Here is a 16,840-nt window from a genome sequence, read left to right on the forward strand (position 1 = left end):
CGTACCTTAAGCCTCGGAAGTCTTCTCGCCCAGGCGCCACTGTGCCAACTTCTGGGACAAAGCTCCGACATTCCCGGCCCCCTGAGTCAAAACGATGTCTCCCGGCTCCAACAAATCCGCCAACACTGGTGGAACCTGATCGATGGTCTCAGCAAATATTGGATCAACTTGACCGCGATTGCGCAGGCTGCGTGCTAAGGTACGACCATCAGCACCTGGGATTGGCGATTCACCCGCGCTATATACATCCAACAAAATTAGTTTGTCCACCTCTGACAGAACCTGAACAAAGTCTTCGAAAAGATCCCGGGTCCGCGTATAGCGATGGGGCTGGTAGATCATTACCAGTCGCCGTTCAGGCCAACCATCACGCACAGTCTTGACCGTCGCAGCAACCTCTCGAGGGTGGTGGCCATAATCGTCCACCAGCATCACTTTTTCTGCGCTACCGTCGTCACTAACTGAGAAATTTCCGTAGATTTGGAAGCGACGCCCCACTCCCTGGAAACCATCCAGCCCTTTGCGGATAGCCTCATCACTGACACCCTCATCAGATGCAACGGCTATCGCTGCAGTAGCATTGAGTACATTATGGATACCTGGTGTATTGACTGATACCCGCAACAAGTCACCACCAGGGCGCTGGACAGTAAAGTGGCTTCTTAAGGGTTCCTGGTTTACCTCGACGATACGGAAGTCATTGCCCTCAGAAAAACCGTACGTGAGCACTGGGCGTGAAAACTTCGGTATCACTTCCTGCACGTTTGCATCGTCACCACAGACCACGGCAAGACCATAAAATGGCAGGTTGTGAACAAAATCGATAAAGATCTGCTTCACTTTTTCGAAGTCGCCGCCGTAAGTTTCCATATGATCCGCATCAATATTGGTAATTACGGTTACCATAGGCTGCAGGTGAATAAAGGAAGCATCGCTTTCATCCGCCTCAGCAATCAGGTATCGGCTTTCACCCAACGCCGCGTTAGCCCCAGCTGCATTGACCAAACCACCAATAACGAAGGTGGGGTCTTTTTTATCTGCGGCAAAAATCGCAGCAATCAAACTGGTTGTCGTAGTTTTGCCGTGAGTCCCAGCAACAGCAATCCCATAGCGATAGCGCATTAGCTCACCAAGCATCTCTGCCCGACGCACCACCGGAATACGCTTGTTATGGGCAGCAATCAATTCAGGGTTATCCCCATGTACTGCTGACGAATTCACTACAACGTCTACGCCCTGAATATTTGCCTCACTGTGCCCTATCTGCACTTCGACACCGAGTTTACGCAGCCTCTTTGTCACCGGTGACTCACGCAAATCAGAACCGGAAACCTCATAGCCCTGGTTCTGCAATACTTCTGCGATGCCGCTCATTCCAGCACCACCAACCCCAATAAAGTGGATACGGCGGATACGGCGCATCGCCGGAACAGCGTAACTTTTATCTGCGTTTGTACGCTCAGAAGACATTCTCTTAACCTTCGTCCACTTACTATTTAATTATCTGGCCAAAGCCAGTTCTTCACTGCAGGCAGTCACTACCTGCTCAGTCGCATCCGTTTTAGCTGCGCGCCGTGCGGCCTCAGCCATCTCCAGTAGTTTCTTTGGGCTCGAAAGAAGTTCCTGTAACAACATGGAAAGCGCCTGTACATCCATTGCGTTCTGTTGAACCACAATAGCCCCCCCCGCACTTTGCAACCACTCCCCATTACGTGTCTGGTGGTCATCAATAGCAAATGGGAAAGGAACCATAATTGCGCCTACTCCTGCGGCGGCAATTTCAGATACAGTTAAAGCACCTGCCCGGCAAATAATCAGATCCGCTGCGCTGTAAGCTTCAGCCATATCTGAAATAAAAGGTACAACCTCAGCTTCTATGCCTGCAGTGCGATACGCTTCCTGAGCCAAGTCCAAGTGGCGCTCGCCCGACTGATGTACTACTTGCGGCCGCAGAGAAATTGGTAATTGAGCTATCGCCCTGGGCACCAGCTCATTAATAGCCACTGCTCCCAGGCTGCCTCCCAGCACCAGCAAGCGCAAAGGTGACTCTGTACCTATACGCAACTGAGGCTCCGGTAAGGAGGCAATCTCACTGCGCACAGGGTTGCCGACCTGTACAGCACCGGGCAGGCCACTGGGAAAAGCTTCTAATACCCTGTTGGCAATTCGGGATAGTAAACGATTAGTAGTCCCCGCCACTGCGTTTTGCTCGTGGATAATCAGCGGAACCCCACAAACCCTTGAAGCCACACCACCAGGGCCTGTCGCGAACCCTCCAAAACCGAGCACCAAGTCTGGCTGTACTTTTTTAATCACTGCGCGCGCCTGAGAAACAGCGCGTATTATCTGTAATGGTGCCTTTAAGAGGGCCAGTTTACCTTTACCACGTACCCCCTCCACTCGAATAAAATGTAGCGGGATATCCGCCTCGGGAATCAAACGCGCTTCTATTCCGCGCTCGGTGCCTAACCATTCAACACTGGCACCCTGATCATGCAAGGCCTTAGCCACCGCCAAAGCGGGAAAGACATGCCCTCCGGTACCACCTGCCATTACCAAAAATTTCTTGCCGGGAAAAATCTTTTCGCTCTGGGACATTACACTGCCTCCCCATGGGTCATGGTGCCGCCGGAACGTGCCAGGCCGAACATTGGTAGCTGCCTGAAAAGACCGAGGGTTGCATTACCACCATCTGATTGCGCGTGCAATTCACTGCGAATTCTCAATGCCAATCCAAGTAGCGCACAGCAAATTATTAAACTGCTACCACCGGAACTGACGAAAGGTAAGGTCAGTCCCTTGGTTGGTAATAAACCCGAGGCCACCCCCATATTTACAAAAGCCTGTCCAGCCAACTGCACAGCCATACCAAAGGCCAATAGTGCTGCGAAGAATTTCTGCTGAGTCAAAGCCGTACGTACAAGACACAGTAGCGAGTAGGTCAATGCCACAAAAAGACCAACTACCACCAGGCCGCCAACCATGCCCCATTCCTCGGCAAGGATGGCGAAAATAAAGTCGGTGTGCGCCTCGGGAAGATAAAATAGTTTCTGCACACTATTACCAAGACCTACACCAAACCACTCTCCCCGACCAAAAGCGATTAACGACTGGGTCAACTGGTAGCCACTGGCAAACTGGTCGCCCCAAGGGTCTAAAAATGTCAGTAGTCGCTGCAAGCGGTAGGGACTCGTGAGAGCCATCAAGGCAAGTCCACAGGCCGCTGCCGCTACCAGCAGGAATGTGTGTGGCAACCGAGCCCCACCCAAAAAAACCATTGCAAGCACTGTACCGGAAAGCACTACCACAGAACCAAAGTCCGGCTGTAATAACAGCAATAGTGCAACAGTGCCTAAAATAACCACCGGAACCATAAAACTGCTCCAGTGATGCAACTGCTTGTTACGGCGAGTCAAAAAGCTCGCAAAAAATACCAGCATGCAAAACTTGGCCACTTCGGCAGGCTGGATGGTAATCCCGGCAAGAACCAACCAGCGACGACTACCATTTACTTCACGCCCAATACCCGGCACCAATACGACAATCAGTAACAGGCAGGAAAACAGTAAAAGCGGCCATGACAAGCGCGACCAAATAGCCAACGGAATCTGGCTCACAACCAGTGCCACCACAGCACCTATCGCCAGGAATGCCAAATGCCTCTTAAGGAAATACCAGGGATCCGCATAAATATCACTCGCAAACGCGATAGAAGCAGAAGCGACCATCACCACTCCGATACTGACCAGTGCCAGTACACTGAGCGGCAATAGGGCATCGAGGAAATCTCGCCTATTTGAAGGTGCCGGGAGTTCGTTCATCCAGCCCCCCCAGCTTCACAAAGTGCGAGAACCGAATTGCGGAAATCATCGCCTCGGGCTTCAAAATTACGATACATATCAAAACTGGCACAAGCCGGCGACAGCAATACGTAGTCACCATTATGCGCCAGCCTTCGAGCCTGAGCGACGGCATCCACCATAGATTCAGCCCGACAAATTTCACACTCGTCTGCAAAACTTTGAGCGACCTTATCGCCATCGGCACCAATAGAAACCATTGCACGCAGTGTATTTACACTGCTGCTCAATGCAGAAAAGTCAGCGCCCTTGCCATCGCCACCAGCAATCAATACTATTTTACGGCTTTCCGTTGCCAGGCCATCCAGCGCCGCCTGGGTTGCGCCCACATTCGTACCTTTGGAGTCATTGACATAAATAACCCCATCCAGGTCGGCCACCCGCTCACATCGATGTGGTAACCCTCGGAAGGTCTTCAGCACTCCAAGCATTGCCTGCATAGGCAATTCAACAGCATTACCCAGTGCGAGCGCTGCGAGAGCATTGGCAACATTGTGCTTGCCCACCATGGCCATTGCTTCTATCGGCAGCAGTCGCTCAGTACCCTGAACCAGCCAACCCTGCCCATCGACAATACGCACACCAAACTGATTAAGATCAGGCTGGTCCAGGCCAAAAGTCCACTCACGTCTCTCTCGTGACAAGGGCCCCTGAGTGAGGGGGTCAGCGCGATTGACAACAAATTGTTCAGCACCGCGATAAACCCGCTGCTTGGCCCGGTGGTACTCCACCATACTGGGGTAGCGGTCCATATGGTCCGCACTCATATTCAAAATCGTGGCGACAGTTGCCGCTAGCGAATAGGTCGTCTCCAATTGGAAACTGGAAAGCTCCAAAACGAACAATTGCGGCAAAGGCTTCTGAAGTAAATCCAATACCGGTACGCCAATATTTCCCCCCACACGCACATCGACACCTGCCGCCTCAGCCATCTTGCCAAGTAAGGTGGTTACCGTGCTTTTGCCATTGGAGCCGGTAATTGCCACTAGCTTTGCGGTAGACTTTTCACGTATAAGCGCTTGGGCAAATAACTCAATATCCCCAATCACGGGAATACCCTCGGCCACAGCTTGTTGCAACACAGGCTCAGCCAGGGCAACGCCTGGGCTGGCAATAATTAAGCTGGCTGCAAGCAGTGTGTCTGGACGTAACGCTCCGGTTTCCACCGGCACTTGCGGAAACTCTTTATAAAAAGCATCTAATCCCGACGGCTTTTCACGACTATCGACAACCACAGGTGTGTGACCGTGACGCAGCAGATAGCGCACCACCGATTTTCCGGTAGCGCCAAGACCAATTACCACTTTCTGTTGCGAAGAAGTCGCGATCAGGCTCATTTGTTTTTATCTAAGCTTGAGTGTTGCCAACCCGGCTAATACGAGGATCACAGTGATAATCCAAAACCGCACAATTACGCGTGGTTCCGGCCAACCTTTTAATTCAAAATGATGATGCAGCGGTGCCATGCGGAAAATACGCTTACCAGTCAGTTTGAATGACGCCACCTGCAGGATGACAGAAACTGTTTCCATTACAAAAACGCCACCCATAATGAACAGTACAATTTCATGCCGCGTAATTACCGCAATGATTCCCAGTGCCGCACCCAGTGCCAGCGCACCCACATCTCCCATAAATACCTGGGCGGGATAGGTGTTAAACCATAAAAAACCGAGCCCGGCGCCACACAGAGCTGCACAAAACACTGCCAACTCCCCAGCTCCGGCAATTGCGGGAATATGCAGATAATTGGCAAACTCAACGTGCCCAGATAAGTAAGCAATAATTCCCAGGGCTCCGCCTACCATTACCGTTGGCATAATGGCTAGACCATCCAGGCCATCGGTCAGGTTGACTGCGTTACTGGAGCCGACTACGACAAAGTAAGTCAGTACAATAAAGCTCACTGGCCCCAGGTTAATGGCAACATCCTTGAAAAAAGGCACAAAAAATTGAGTTTCCGCCGGGCTTGTTGCACTCATATAGAGATAAATCGCAGCGCCCAAGCCAGCAATGGATTGCCAGAAATATTTCCACCGGGCAATTAAGCCGCGCGGGTTCTTATGTACAACTTTTTTATAGTCATCGACAAAACCGACAGCACCAAATACAAAGGTAACCAACAGGGTTACCCATACATAGCGGTTACCCAAATCCGACCACAATAGTGCAGAGGAAAAAATAGAGGCAAGTATCAGTGTACCGCCCATAGTGGGTGTACCCGATTTACTTAAGTGGCTCTCAGGGCCATCGTCACGGATGGCTTGCCCAACCTGTAAATGATTGAGCCAGTTGATCATGCGCGGCCCAACAATCAGGGAAATTCCCAAGGCAGTAAGTGCTGCCAGAATTGCGCGCACAGTTAAATAATTGAACACCGCAAAGGTGCTCACATGTTGTTGTAATAATTCCGCCAGCCAAAGCAGCATTACATCTCCCCTCTGCTGTTGCCAAGCAGTGCCTGCGCTACCAGTTCCATTCGAGCGCTGCGAGAACCTTTCACCAGTACGGTAGTATTGTTGTCAAGCTCTTGAGTCACAGCCGCGATCAGCAGCTCTCTTTCCCGGTAATTGCGCAGAGACTCATGGCGCCCCTCGATAAAAGCCATACTGGCGGCAGTACCCAGCGGCCCAAAAGTAAATAGCGCATCAAGCCCCCGCTTGCGCGCTAGGGCACCGACACCACGGTGCATATCCTCGGCGTCAGGGCCCAATTCACCCATATCGCCCAATACCAAAATTTTCTTACCCGGCCGTTGCGCGAGCAGCTCTATAGCGGCCCCTACTGAACCCGGGTTTGCGTTGTAGCTATCATCAATCACCGTCGCTCCGGCGATGCCTGGCTGCTCCTGCAGACGCCCGGATACCCCGCTGATATTTGCCAGCCCCTGAACAATTTCCGCAGCCGGGATGCCTGCGGCAAAAGCGCAGCCGGCAGCAACAAGGGCATTGTGAACGTTATGCTCGCCCAGTAACTGCAACTTAACTGGGTGCGTAACACCCTCAATAACCAAGTCAAATGCGGCGCAGCCGGTTGCATCCAACTCAATATTCTCAGCGTACAGCGCACACTGATTGGAGAGACCTATCTCCAAAGTGCGCACACCTTCCGGCATGCGCTGCCGCCAGTAATCCGCATAGTTATCATCGGCATTGATAATTGCAGTACCACCAACTTCCAGACCTGAGTAAATCTGCCCTTTTGCCCTAGCAATGGCATCCACCGAACCAAAGCCTTCCACATGGGCAGGCATCACATTATTGACTGCGCTGACCAGAGGCTTGCCGATACCGCACAAATAACCGATGTCATCAGGCCCACTGGCCCCCATTTCCAGAATCAGTACATCGTGCTGATCAGAAAGGCCAAAGAGGGTCATTGGCAAGCCGAACTGATTGTTCAAATTCCCCCTGGTCACACAGGGAGTGTGGCGCTGGGAAAAAATAGCCGAGAGCATTTCCTTGACAGTGGTTTTGCCACAAGAGCCAGTGATAGCAATTACCGGTCCCGTAAACTGTTCGCGGCACATCAGGCCAATCTGTCCAAGGGCTACAGTAGTATCCTCCACCCTCCACTGCGGCAAGCTGCAACCGGGGACTTCGCGATCAACCACTAACCCCAATACCTGGCCATCCAACTCGCCTACAAAATCATGCGCATCGAAGTTCTCACCCACTAATGCCACGAACAAAGCTTGGGGATTGAGTTTCCGGGTATCAGTAAACACCTGCGAAAACTCCACGGAACCGTTAACCAGCTCACCGCCAAAACGGGCCTGTAAATCCTGCAGGGACAAAGACCTGATCACTGGGTTTCTCCCTCCATACCCTCAGCCTGCGCAGACTTGCCAGCGCGCAAACGCAGTGCTGCCGCAGCATGTTCTCGATCGCAGAAATGAATTTTTTCACTACCGATAATCTGGTAATCCTCGTGACCTTTGCCTGCAATAAGGACGATATCCCCCGGTTGTGCCGCTGCGACAGCTTGGGCGATAGCTTTGGCACGATCGATTTCCACTTCAATATTATTGGCGGCGCCTTCAAGAATATCGTCGATAATTTTTTGTGGTTCTTCACTGCGGGGGTTATCGCTGGTCACAATTGCACGATCGGCCATCTCTGAGGCAATGCGCCCCATGGATGCACGCTTGCCGCTATCCCGGTCGCCACCACAGCCAAACACGCAGAGTAAATTGCCTCGGCAGTATGGGCGGGCAGCAGCCAAGGCAGCGCGCAGAGCATCCGGGGTGTGGGCATAATCCACTAACACTCCCACTTCATCCGCCCCCTTTACCTGTACTCGCTCCATACGGCCAGGCACCGCTTTTATAGTGGGAAAAACGGCGAGAATTTCCTCAAACGGCATGCCTGCAGATGCCGCCGCTGCAACTACCGCGAGTGCATTGTAAATATTGAAATCCCCGATCAGGGGCGCGTTTAATTCACCACGCCCCCAGGGTGAATCGAGTTCAACAGAAAAGCCCTTTTCATGACGGCAAAGATCGGTCACATGCAGGTCACCAGCTTGCAGTCCGTAAGTCAGCACACGCAGGCCGCGCAATTTACAGCGCTCTGCCAGCTGGGCACCAAAAGGGTCATCCAAGTTGATAATGCCGCGTTTCAGCTTCGGTAGCCCGAACAGTTTTTCCTTGGCAGCACCATATGCAGCCATATTGCCGTGGTAATCCAAGTGGTCGCGGGAAAGGTTGGTGAAAATAGCCGTATCAAAAATCAGACCATGCACACGCCCCTGGGAAAGGGAGTGGGAGGAAACCTCCATTGCCGCAGCTCGTACTCCACGATCCCGAAAATTGGCAAAGTCTGCCTGCAGATACACAGGGTCTGGCGTTGTGAGCCCAGTTTCCTGTAACTCAATTTCCCCGTCATTCCAAATACCATTACCAATGGTGCCAATCACAGCGGCGTTGCCAAAATGATGGGCCAATAATTGAGAAGTCAGGTAGGCACAAGTAGTCTTACCATTAGTACCGGTCACCCCAACCAGATGCATTTCTCCACTGGGGTTTCCATGAAAACGCGAGGCAATCTCACCAACACGCTTGGCCAAACCCGGCACACTGACAATCTGAATGTCACCGCGGCTTTTACATTCCAGTGTATCGCCATCAGCTAGCACTGCTGCAGCGCCAGCCTCAATTGCAGAGTCAATATATTCTCGCCCATCAACGATAGAACCGCGCAGCGCCATAAATACATCGCCGGCTTTTACCTTGCGACTATCCAGGGCAACGCCACTAACGGCAATATCGGGGATACCCGCATAACCTGGCACTAATTCCTGTAGGGAAATAAATTGTTTTTCGCGCTGAGTCACGATTTTGAACCTCTCTCGCTTAACTGCGCGGCCAGCTGTCGTTCCGCGGGCTCCACTTGCTCTGGCGGTACCTGCAGCAGGCGCATAGCTCCAGCCATTACCGATCCGAATACCGGTGCCGCCACTTCACCACCGGAATACTTGTCATGGCTGAGATCATCAATAACTACAACCGCAGCCAGGCGGGGTTTGTCAGCAGGGATAAAGCCAGCAAATACCGAGCGGTAACGACTATCTTCATAACCTCTGCGGCCGACTTTGTGCACCGTGCCGGTCTTACCAGCAACACGATAACCGTCCACCTTGGCTCGACGCCCCGTACCACTAGCACCAATAACCGTCTCCAACATGGCGGTTACCTGCTGCGCCAGCGGCCCTTCAATCACCCGTTCGGGCTCAACATCGACTTTATCCCCAGATAACACTAGGGAGACTGGCCGCTTGAGCCCGGCATTGGCCAGCACGCTATAGGCCTGAGCCAACTGCACAGCATTTACTGTTAAACCGTAGCCGAAGGCAAAATTGGCCCGCTCGATTGGGTGCCAGCGACTACGGCTTGGCAGAATGCCCGGTGTCTCTCCAGGAAACCCACTGCCAACTGCCTCTCCCAGGCCCAGGCGGTAAAAGAGTTCCCGTAGCGAATTTGGTTCCAGATCCAAGGCAATTTTTGTGATACCAACCTGGCTCGACTTGGTGATAATGCGAGTGAGATCCAACTTGCCATAATTAACCGGGTCAACAAGGGTTTTGCCTGGCACACGTATATAGCCAGGACTGGTATCAATCTGGGTGTGAGGTTTGTAGCGCCCGGTTTCCAGAGCAGCTAACACAGTCAAGGGTTTTACCGTGGAACCGGGCTCAAACTGGTCGATTAGGGCGCGATTACGCATGGCTGAGGCCTTCACGCCTTTGCGGTTGTTGGGATTAAATGAGGGCTGGTTGGCCATCGCCAACACATCGCCACTATGGGTGTCGAGAATCACCATAAAACCCGAGGCAGCACCATTTTCAGCAACAGCTCGCTTTAACTCACGATAAGCCAGGTATTGCAGGCGCATATCGATGGACAGGCGCAAATCCTGGCCTGGCTGTGCTTCTCTCTGAATGGCCAGCTCCTGGACAGTGCGGCCTTTTAGATCCTTTACTACTTGCTGTGCACCAGGTTGGCCAGAAAGCCACTTATCGTAGGCCAGCTCCAGACCCTCCTGGCCACGATCATCAATATTGGTAAAACCCAAAAGTTGGGCAACCACCTCCCCAGCAGGGTAAAAGCGTCTGTATTCTTTCTTGCTATAAACCCCAGAAAGCCCGAGATCCAGTACCTTGCCGGCCTGTTCAGGGGTCAAGTGACGGCGCAAATACATAAACTCTTTATTGCGGTACTTTTCCAAGCGCGTGGCAAATTTAGATGGCTTTAACTCAAGGGCCCGGGCCAACTCATCAAGCTTTTTAATACCACTTTCTTTCAAAAGCTTGGGGTTTGCCCACAAACTATGCACCGGTGTGCTGACCGCTAGTAGTTCGCCGTTGCGGTCGACAATGGAGCCCCTATAAGCAGCGATTTCCTCCGTGCGAATAGTCCGCGCACGCCCCTGGTCCTGTAGAAACTGATAACCGCGTTCTGCAGCGGGCACAACCTGCAAGCGCGCCAGATGTAGCACCAAAGCCACTGCAAGCAGGCATAACAGAGCTGCCACCAGCACAAAACGCCAGCGGGCAATTCCCGGTTGAACTTGCTTTTTCTTGATTGCGCCCATATTTTTCCAGTTGGCGTTATTTTTTCACTTTGAAATCAAATTCCTTCAGGGCTCTCTTGAACAACCCGCCTAAAACCCTTTACGCTCAAAATTCTTATGCTTATTTTGGTGCCACTCTTCAAAGCACAAAGACATACAAACCACGGGGCCTAATCTATTAAGGCTTGTAGTTCTTAATATCAATCCACCGTTACCAGCACCTGATCAGATGGAGCTGGCACATGCATTTTTAATTCTTCGCGAGCTACCTTTTCCACGCGGCTGTAGGCAGACCAGGCTCCTCGCTCCAACAGCAAACGCTCCTGCTCATAGCGCAATTCATCCTGAGCTTTTTGTGCTCTACCCAATTCAGCGGTCAGTTCTCTGCTGCGCTGGGTTGAATAAACTACAGACAGGGCTGAAGCCATCGCGGCCAACCACAAACACCCGAGCCCGATCAAAAGTTTGCCCCGCATTGCTATCAGTTCCCTGACAGCTTTTCCGCAACCCGCATTACCGCACTGCGCGAGCGCAGATTCTCATCCACCTCAACTTCATTGGCTTTCACTGCCTTACCCAGAGAGCGCAGAGACCTGGCGATCTGACTATCCATTACCGGCAGCCCCCGGGGCAGTTGCGGGCCACGCTCCTTCTCGCGAATAAAGCGCTTGACCATGCGATCCTCCAGCGAATGGAAGCTGATAATGACCAACCGCCCTCCCGGAGCCAGCAGCTGCAGGGATTTATCCAACGCGCTCTGCAAATCATCCAACTCGCCATTAACATGGATACGAATTGCCTGAAAAACCCGGGTGGCGGGATGCTTGCCTTTCTCCCAGGCGGGATTGGCCGCTTTGACTACTTCCGCTAAATCTAAAGTTCGCTCAAAGAGCTTTTCCACCCGGCGGCGCACGATAGCGGCAGCCATACGGCGAGCGAAACGCTCCTCCCCATACTCTTTGAAGACCCTGGCCATTTCAGCCTCATCTTCGGTATTCACCCATTGGGCTGCGCTGAGACCACGACTGGTATCCATGCGCATATCCAGTGGCCCATCCTGCATAAAACTAAAACCGCGTTCAGCTTGATCCAGCTGCGGGGATGAGACGCCCAAATCCAATAAAATGCCGTTGACCCGCCCCGACTGCTCAGCCGCCGCACTGTCCATATCGGCAAAAGAGCCGTGCCAGATCGAAAAACGTGAATCAGACTGAAAGCGCTGATGGGCGTATTCAATCGCCTGTGGATCCTTATCAACGGCCAACAAACGTCCCTTGGGACCTAGCTGTTTCAAGATTGCGGCACTGTGGCCACCACGGCCAAAAGTCCCATCGATATAAAAGCCGTCTGGATCAGTAATCAGGGCGTCCACGGCCTCGCGCAGTAACACACTGCGATGCAATTCTTGAGACACCCCGTGTACTCCTTATAAAGAGAGGGATGCCATTTCCTCTGGCATTCCCTCCTCATCTTCACTGTCATCGAGCCAGGACATCCAGCGTTCCTCGCTCCAAAGTTCTAATTTTTTTCCCTGCCCTACCAGCATCAGCTTCTTTTCCAGCCCGGCGTATTCACGCAAGGTAGGTGGGATCAATACCCGGCCATTACCATCCACCTGCAATTCGCAGGCATAGCCAATTAAAAGACGCTGGGCGCGGCGCGCCACTTTATTAAAACTGGGTAGGGACTCTATCTTTGGTAAAATCTGCTGCCACTGGGGCGCAGGGTAAACCAGCAAGCAACGCTCCTCTGTATGCGCAGTAATCACCAAACAACCGGCGCAGTCATCCAGCAGCCGGTCGCGGACCCGCGCTGGTATCGCCAGACGCCCCTTGGCATCCATATTGATTGCATGGCTACCCAAATACACTTTGAGATTTTCACTCGCTATCAATTACGCCTATCGCAGCGAACTGCACCTTTGCAGGTTGCTAGCGGGAAAACCCAAACTTTATTCGCGCAATGTAAACACCCACTTACTGGCTGCGAATAAACCACAAAGTTCCACGATTTTCCACTTTTTCCCACCTTTGACACTATAAAACTGGGTATCGCAAAGTCAAGGAAATCGACCCCAAAGTCCCCATAAACCCCAGTAAACTCGCGGCTTACAGAATAGATTTGGCGAGTGGCGCCAATATCATCTTCACATATCAACAAATTAGTGCGAGTACTCACTCACAAAATGATCGATTATTTTAAACTAACAATTCAAGTCGTGTGACACACGCCACATAGTCGCACTGCAGCCTCGCCACATGAATTAAGCGTCAAAAACAGGGTTCCGGATTTATAGAAAAGAGAAAACCCGGCACTTGCCGGGCTTCGGGAATGGATGAGCTGGCCTATAAGCCGGGTTCTGTCGAGGACAATCATTCATCTGGGATGCCTGTCACCAGACACCTCAAGCGACCTACCCGCCCTCAGTGCGGGTCACACCTATAGAGGGCCTATTTGGTCTTGCTCCGAACGGGGTTTACCATGCCGCGGACTGTTACCAGCCGCGCGGTGCGCTCTTACCGCACCCTTTCACCCTTACCTGTGCTTCCGAAGAAGCCATCGGCGGTCTACTCTCTGCTGCACTTTCCGTAGGCTCACACCCCCCAGGCGTTACCTGGCGTTCCACCCTATGGAGCCCGGACTTTCCTCCATCACACAAGGTGACAGCGATTGCCCGGCCAGCTCGCGGCGAAGAGTAATGAGGCGACAGCGGGATTGCAACAGGCAAAGCTTAATTACAAAGAAAAGCCCGCGCCTTATTTCTGCTGCAAGCTCCAATTGTAAAGCTCTTTCTTGTTAACGCCGGTAATTTCCCCAGCGATAGCCGCAGCCTTCTTGGGCGGCAACTCCGCAAGGAGTAGCGACATCACTCTCTGCGCCTCCGCATCCAGCTCATTGACTAGGCGACGCTCGGCTCCGCGTACCAGCAGGACAATTTCGCCACGCCGCTGATTAGCATCCGAGCGCACCCAGCTGACCAGCTCACCGAGCGGCATAAGGCGGAAAGTCTCGAATGCCTTGCTAAGCTCACGAGCAATTACTGCTTCACGCCCAGCACCAAACACTTTTGCCATTGCTTCAAGGGTATCCGCAACTCGATGTGGCGCCTCGTAAAAAACCAGCGTGCGGGTAGCACCAGCTAACTCTTGCAAAGCCCGCTCACGGGCTCCGGCCTTGGCCGGCAGAAACCCCTCAAAACTGAAGCGATCACTAGGCAAGCCTGCAGCACTCAAAGCAGCTACAAAGGCGCAGGGCCCAGGTATCGGCACTACACGGATTCCCCGCTCACGCGCCTCTCGCACCAAACGATAACCTGGATCTGAAATAAGAGGGGTACCCGCATCAGAAATCAGCGCCACCGTCTGCCCCTGCTCAAGCCGCTGCAAAATCTGGCCAGTGCGCTTGTCATCAGAGTGGTCGTGATACGCCATCAAGGGCGTTTCAATATCGAAATGGGAAAAGAGTCTCTGACTGTGACGTGTGTCCTCCGCCGCAACCAGGTCGGCACATTGTAGAACTTCAACAGCTCGCGGTACCATATCGGCCAAATTACCAATAGGCGTAGCGACAATATAAAGCATCGCCTGATCCGGCCCCATAGTTGTTCACTCCAAATATAAATATTGCGGGAGAAGAATATGTCCGCCTCTTCCCGGCGCACGTCTACTGTGATCACCAGCATGGCTGCGGCAGCACTGGCACTGGCTTTAACCGCCTGCCAAACTCCAGCCTCCCGACCGGGGGCTTACCAGCCCACCTACCCGGCCAGCCACAAAGCCAGCCGCAGCGATGCCGTTCGCCTACTGCGTAGCGCCGAGACCTTGCCGGCTCCCGCGCGGGACCAGCAGCGCCTTCGGGCGGCCGCCATTCTATACGAGCTGGGAGAGAAAGAGTCAGCCAAAGAAGCTGTTGTGAAAATTATTCCCGAACAGCTGGATAACACCCTCTATGCCAGCTATGCACAGGTGTATGGCAGTTTACTTGCCGATGGCGATGACTTCTTCGAAGCCCTGGACTTAGCTACATCTCCACGCCTTGAGGGTGCTTGGGCGCAATTGCCACGGTCGACTGCGCTACCCTTACGCAACTTGCGCGCAGACCTTTGGGGCCTCCTTGGTAATCTCGACAGCGCCATTAGTGAGCGACGTGAGATTTCTTACCTTGTGAAGTCTGATGGCGCGATCGTTGAGAACAACAATGGCTTATGGCAACTACTTACCCAGCTACCTTCCAGTGAGTTAAAGAATCGCGCCAATAAAAGCAGCGACACCCAAATGCGCGGCTGGTATCAGCTGGCGCTACTGGGTCGAGATACTCAGACTGATATCAGCTCACAACTTACCGCCCTTAGCCGCTGGCGTGAGCGCTGGCCAGCGCATAGCGCCAACACACATCCACCACAAGCATTACAGCTGCTCGAACGGCTAGCGGCTCAACGCGCCGATAGCATCGCCCTGCTACTGCCTTTATCCGGCTCACTTGGCAGTGCCGGTCGCGCGATCCGCGATGGCTTTATGGCAGCACACTACACAGCCCTGAACGCCGGAGGAGCCACTCCCAGGGTCATGGTATACGATACCGGCACAGAGCAGCCCTTCGAGGAAATCTACCAGAATGCCGTGGATGCAGGCGCTCAGTTCATTATTGGCCCCCTGAACAAGAGCAAAGTCTCCAACCTACTGGCGACAGAGAAGCTGCCAGTACCCACCTTGGCGCTAAACTATGGTGACCAGGGACGACTCACCAATGACCTAGTGCAGTTTGGCCTCGCTGTTGAGGACGAAGCCCGTCAGATCGCCCAACATGCCTACCGTCAGGGCCACCGCCAGGCAATGGTACTCACCACCAATAGCAGCTGGGGTCAACGGGGGGCCGAAGCATTCCGGGAGGAATGGCAAAATCTCGGCGGCTCAGTCAGTATTGGCAAGACATTCTCCAATAACAGCAAGTTTGCCAACCTCGTTAGCGATGCTTTACTAATCCCAGCCAGCAAAGCGCGCAAAAAGGAACTGCAGGGCCGTTTGGCCGCGCCATTGGAGTTCACCCCACGGCGCCGCGATGATGTCGATATGGTGTTTGTAGCAGCCCTGCCCCAACAGGCCCGCCAACTCAATCCTATGCTGACCTACTACTACGCCGGCGACCTACCGGTTTATGCCACCTCCCATGTTTTTGGTGGTAGTGTCAATCCAAATCGTGACCGCGATATTAACGGCGTACGCTTTACCGCCCTGCCCTGGTTATTTGAGAATAACCAGACCAAGCAAGACATAGAGCAACAAGCCGCTCCGGCACCAGCATTTGCCCGTTTATACGCTCTGGGCGCCGATGCATTCCGCCTCTACCCACGCCTTCCCATGTTGCGCCAGTTTCCGCAACAGAAAGTACATGGTCTCACTGGGGCACTCAGTCTGAGTGCTGATGGCCGCATTGTGCGAGAACAGATGTGGGCACGAATCGAGAAGGGGGTGCCTGTGCCAATAACAACTGTAGAGCCGCTGTCGATACCTCAAGACAACGGCCAGCTGACAGGAAACAGTGAAGCTCTTTAAGCGTCCAGCCAGTACTGTCGGCGCACGCATGGAGGGTGCCGCAGCGCTTCACTTACAACGCGCGGGGCTCTCGGTGACTGAACGCAATTACCGCTGTCGTCACGGAGAGATAGACCTTATCGCCCGTGAAGGCGATACTGTCGTGTTTGTGGAGGTGCGCTTCCGCCGTAGCAGTCGCTTTGGCGGTGCCGGAGCCAGCGTGGATATTCGCAAGCAGCAAAAGCTGCTAGCCACCGCGCACAGCTATTTACAACAGCACAAACTGGACTGTCCCTGCCGCTTCGATGTCCTTGCCATAGACGGCGATGCGCAAAACATTCAGTGGATTAAGAACGCCTTCGAAGCCTAAGGCAAAACC

14 protein-coding genes and 1 other RNA gene are annotated in these 16,840 nt (G+C 53.1%); 2 read left to right on the plus strand and 13 right to left on the minus strand.

What is annotated here, in order from left to right:
- Positions 1-6 precede the first annotated feature (6 nt).
- The 13 genes from murC to rsmI form a co-directional block, all read right to left on the minus strand.
- Positions 7-1,470: a UDP-N-acetylmuramate--L-alanine ligase gene (murC, locus tag ACJJJB_RS14040; protein WP_445365065.1), complete on the minus strand. Its 1,464-nt coding sequence runs from the start codon at positions 1,468-1,470 to the stop codon at positions 7-9.
- 30 nt (positions 1,471-1,500) lie between these two features.
- Positions 1,501-2,598 (minus strand): undecaprenyldiphospho-muramoylpentapeptide beta-N-acetylglucosaminyltransferase, encoded by a 1,098-nt coding sequence (gene murG / locus ACJJJB_RS14045; protein ID WP_444901092.1) that lies wholly within the window; start codon positions 2,596-2,598, stop codon positions 1,501-1,503.
- Entirely contained in the window at positions 2,598-3,821 is a 1,224-nt protein-coding gene (ftsW, locus tag ACJJJB_RS14050) for a putative lipid II flippase FtsW (protein WP_444946268.1), read from the minus strand. Before ftsW ends, murG begins: the two co-directional genes overlap by 1 nt.
- Positions 3,818-5,197 carry a UDP-N-acetylmuramoyl-L-alanine--D-glutamate ligase gene (murD, locus tag ACJJJB_RS14055; RefSeq protein WP_020412623.1) on the minus strand — a complete coding sequence of 460 codons (1,380 nt, stop codon included), beginning with the start codon at positions 5,195-5,197 and terminating at the stop codon, positions 3,818-3,820. Before murD ends, ftsW begins: the two co-directional genes overlap by 4 nt.
- Positions 5,198-5,203: 6 nt before the next feature.
- Positions 5,204-6,289: a phospho-N-acetylmuramoyl-pentapeptide-transferase gene (gene mraY / locus ACJJJB_RS14060; RefSeq protein WP_444946267.1), complete on the minus strand. Its 1,086-nt coding sequence runs from the start codon at positions 6,287-6,289 to the stop codon at positions 5,204-5,206.
- Entirely contained in the window at positions 6,289-7,668 is a 1,380-nt protein-coding gene (locus ACJJJB_RS14065; RefSeq protein WP_353376033.1) for a UDP-N-acetylmuramoyl-tripeptide--D-alanyl-D-alanine ligase, read from the minus strand. Before ACJJJB_RS14065 ends, mraY begins: the two co-directional genes overlap by 1 nt.
- A complete protein-coding gene (locus ACJJJB_RS14070; protein WP_020412620.1) occupies positions 7,665-9,194 on the minus strand; it encodes a UDP-N-acetylmuramoyl-L-alanyl-D-glutamate--2,6-diaminopimelate ligase in 1,530 nt (509 codons plus the stop codon). Before ACJJJB_RS14070 ends, ACJJJB_RS14065 begins: the two co-directional genes overlap by 4 nt.
- Positions 9,191-10,951 carry a peptidoglycan D,D-transpeptidase FtsI family protein gene (locus tag ACJJJB_RS14075; RefSeq protein ID WP_282952652.1) on the minus strand — a complete coding sequence of 587 codons (1,761 nt, stop codon included), beginning with the start codon at positions 10,949-10,951 and terminating at the stop codon, positions 9,191-9,193. Before ACJJJB_RS14075 ends, ACJJJB_RS14070 begins: the two co-directional genes overlap by 4 nt.
- Before the next feature lie 179 nt (positions 10,952-11,130).
- Positions 11,131-11,406 (minus strand): cell division protein FtsL, encoded by a 276-nt coding sequence (gene ftsL, locus ACJJJB_RS14080; protein ID WP_020412618.1) that lies wholly within the window; start codon positions 11,404-11,406, stop codon positions 11,131-11,133.
- Positions 11,407-11,411: 5 nt separating this feature from the next.
- On the minus strand, positions 11,412-12,344 hold the full coding sequence (rsmH, locus tag ACJJJB_RS14085; protein WP_020412617.1) for a 16S rRNA (cytosine(1402)-N(4))-methyltransferase RsmH: 933 nt from the start codon (positions 12,342-12,344) through the stop codon (positions 11,412-11,414).
- 12 nt (positions 12,345-12,356) lie between these two features.
- Positions 12,357-12,800, minus strand: a complete 444-nt coding sequence (mraZ, locus tag ACJJJB_RS14090) for a division/cell wall cluster transcriptional repressor MraZ (protein ID WP_282953554.1) — start codon at positions 12,798-12,800, stop codon at positions 12,357-12,359.
- 462 nt (positions 12,801-13,262) lie between these two features.
- Positions 13,263-13,616, minus strand: an RNA gene (rnpB, locus tag ACJJJB_RS14095) — RNase P RNA component class A.
- 70 nt (positions 13,617-13,686) lie between these two features.
- Complete coding sequence (gene rsmI / locus ACJJJB_RS14100) at positions 13,687-14,529, minus strand: 16S rRNA (cytidine(1402)-2'-O)-methyltransferase (RefSeq protein ID WP_020412615.1); 843 nt, start codon at positions 14,527-14,529, stop codon at positions 13,687-13,689.
- Between the two features lie 39 nt (positions 14,530-14,568).
- Between rsmI and ACJJJB_RS14105 the strand changes: the two genes are divergently transcribed.
- Positions 14,569-16,482, plus strand: coding sequence for a penicillin-binding protein activator (locus ACJJJB_RS14105; RefSeq protein WP_445365066.1), 1,914 nt, complete (start codon positions 14,569-14,571; stop codon positions 16,480-16,482).
- Positions 16,469-16,831: a YraN family protein gene (locus ACJJJB_RS14110; RefSeq protein WP_020412613.1), complete on the plus strand. Its 363-nt coding sequence runs from the start codon at positions 16,469-16,471 to the stop codon at positions 16,829-16,831. Before ACJJJB_RS14105 ends, ACJJJB_RS14110 begins: the two co-directional genes overlap by 14 nt.
- The last annotated feature ends 9 nt before the right edge of the window (positions 16,832-16,840 follow it).

It is taken from the genome of Microbulbifer variabilis, assembly GCF_052468405.1.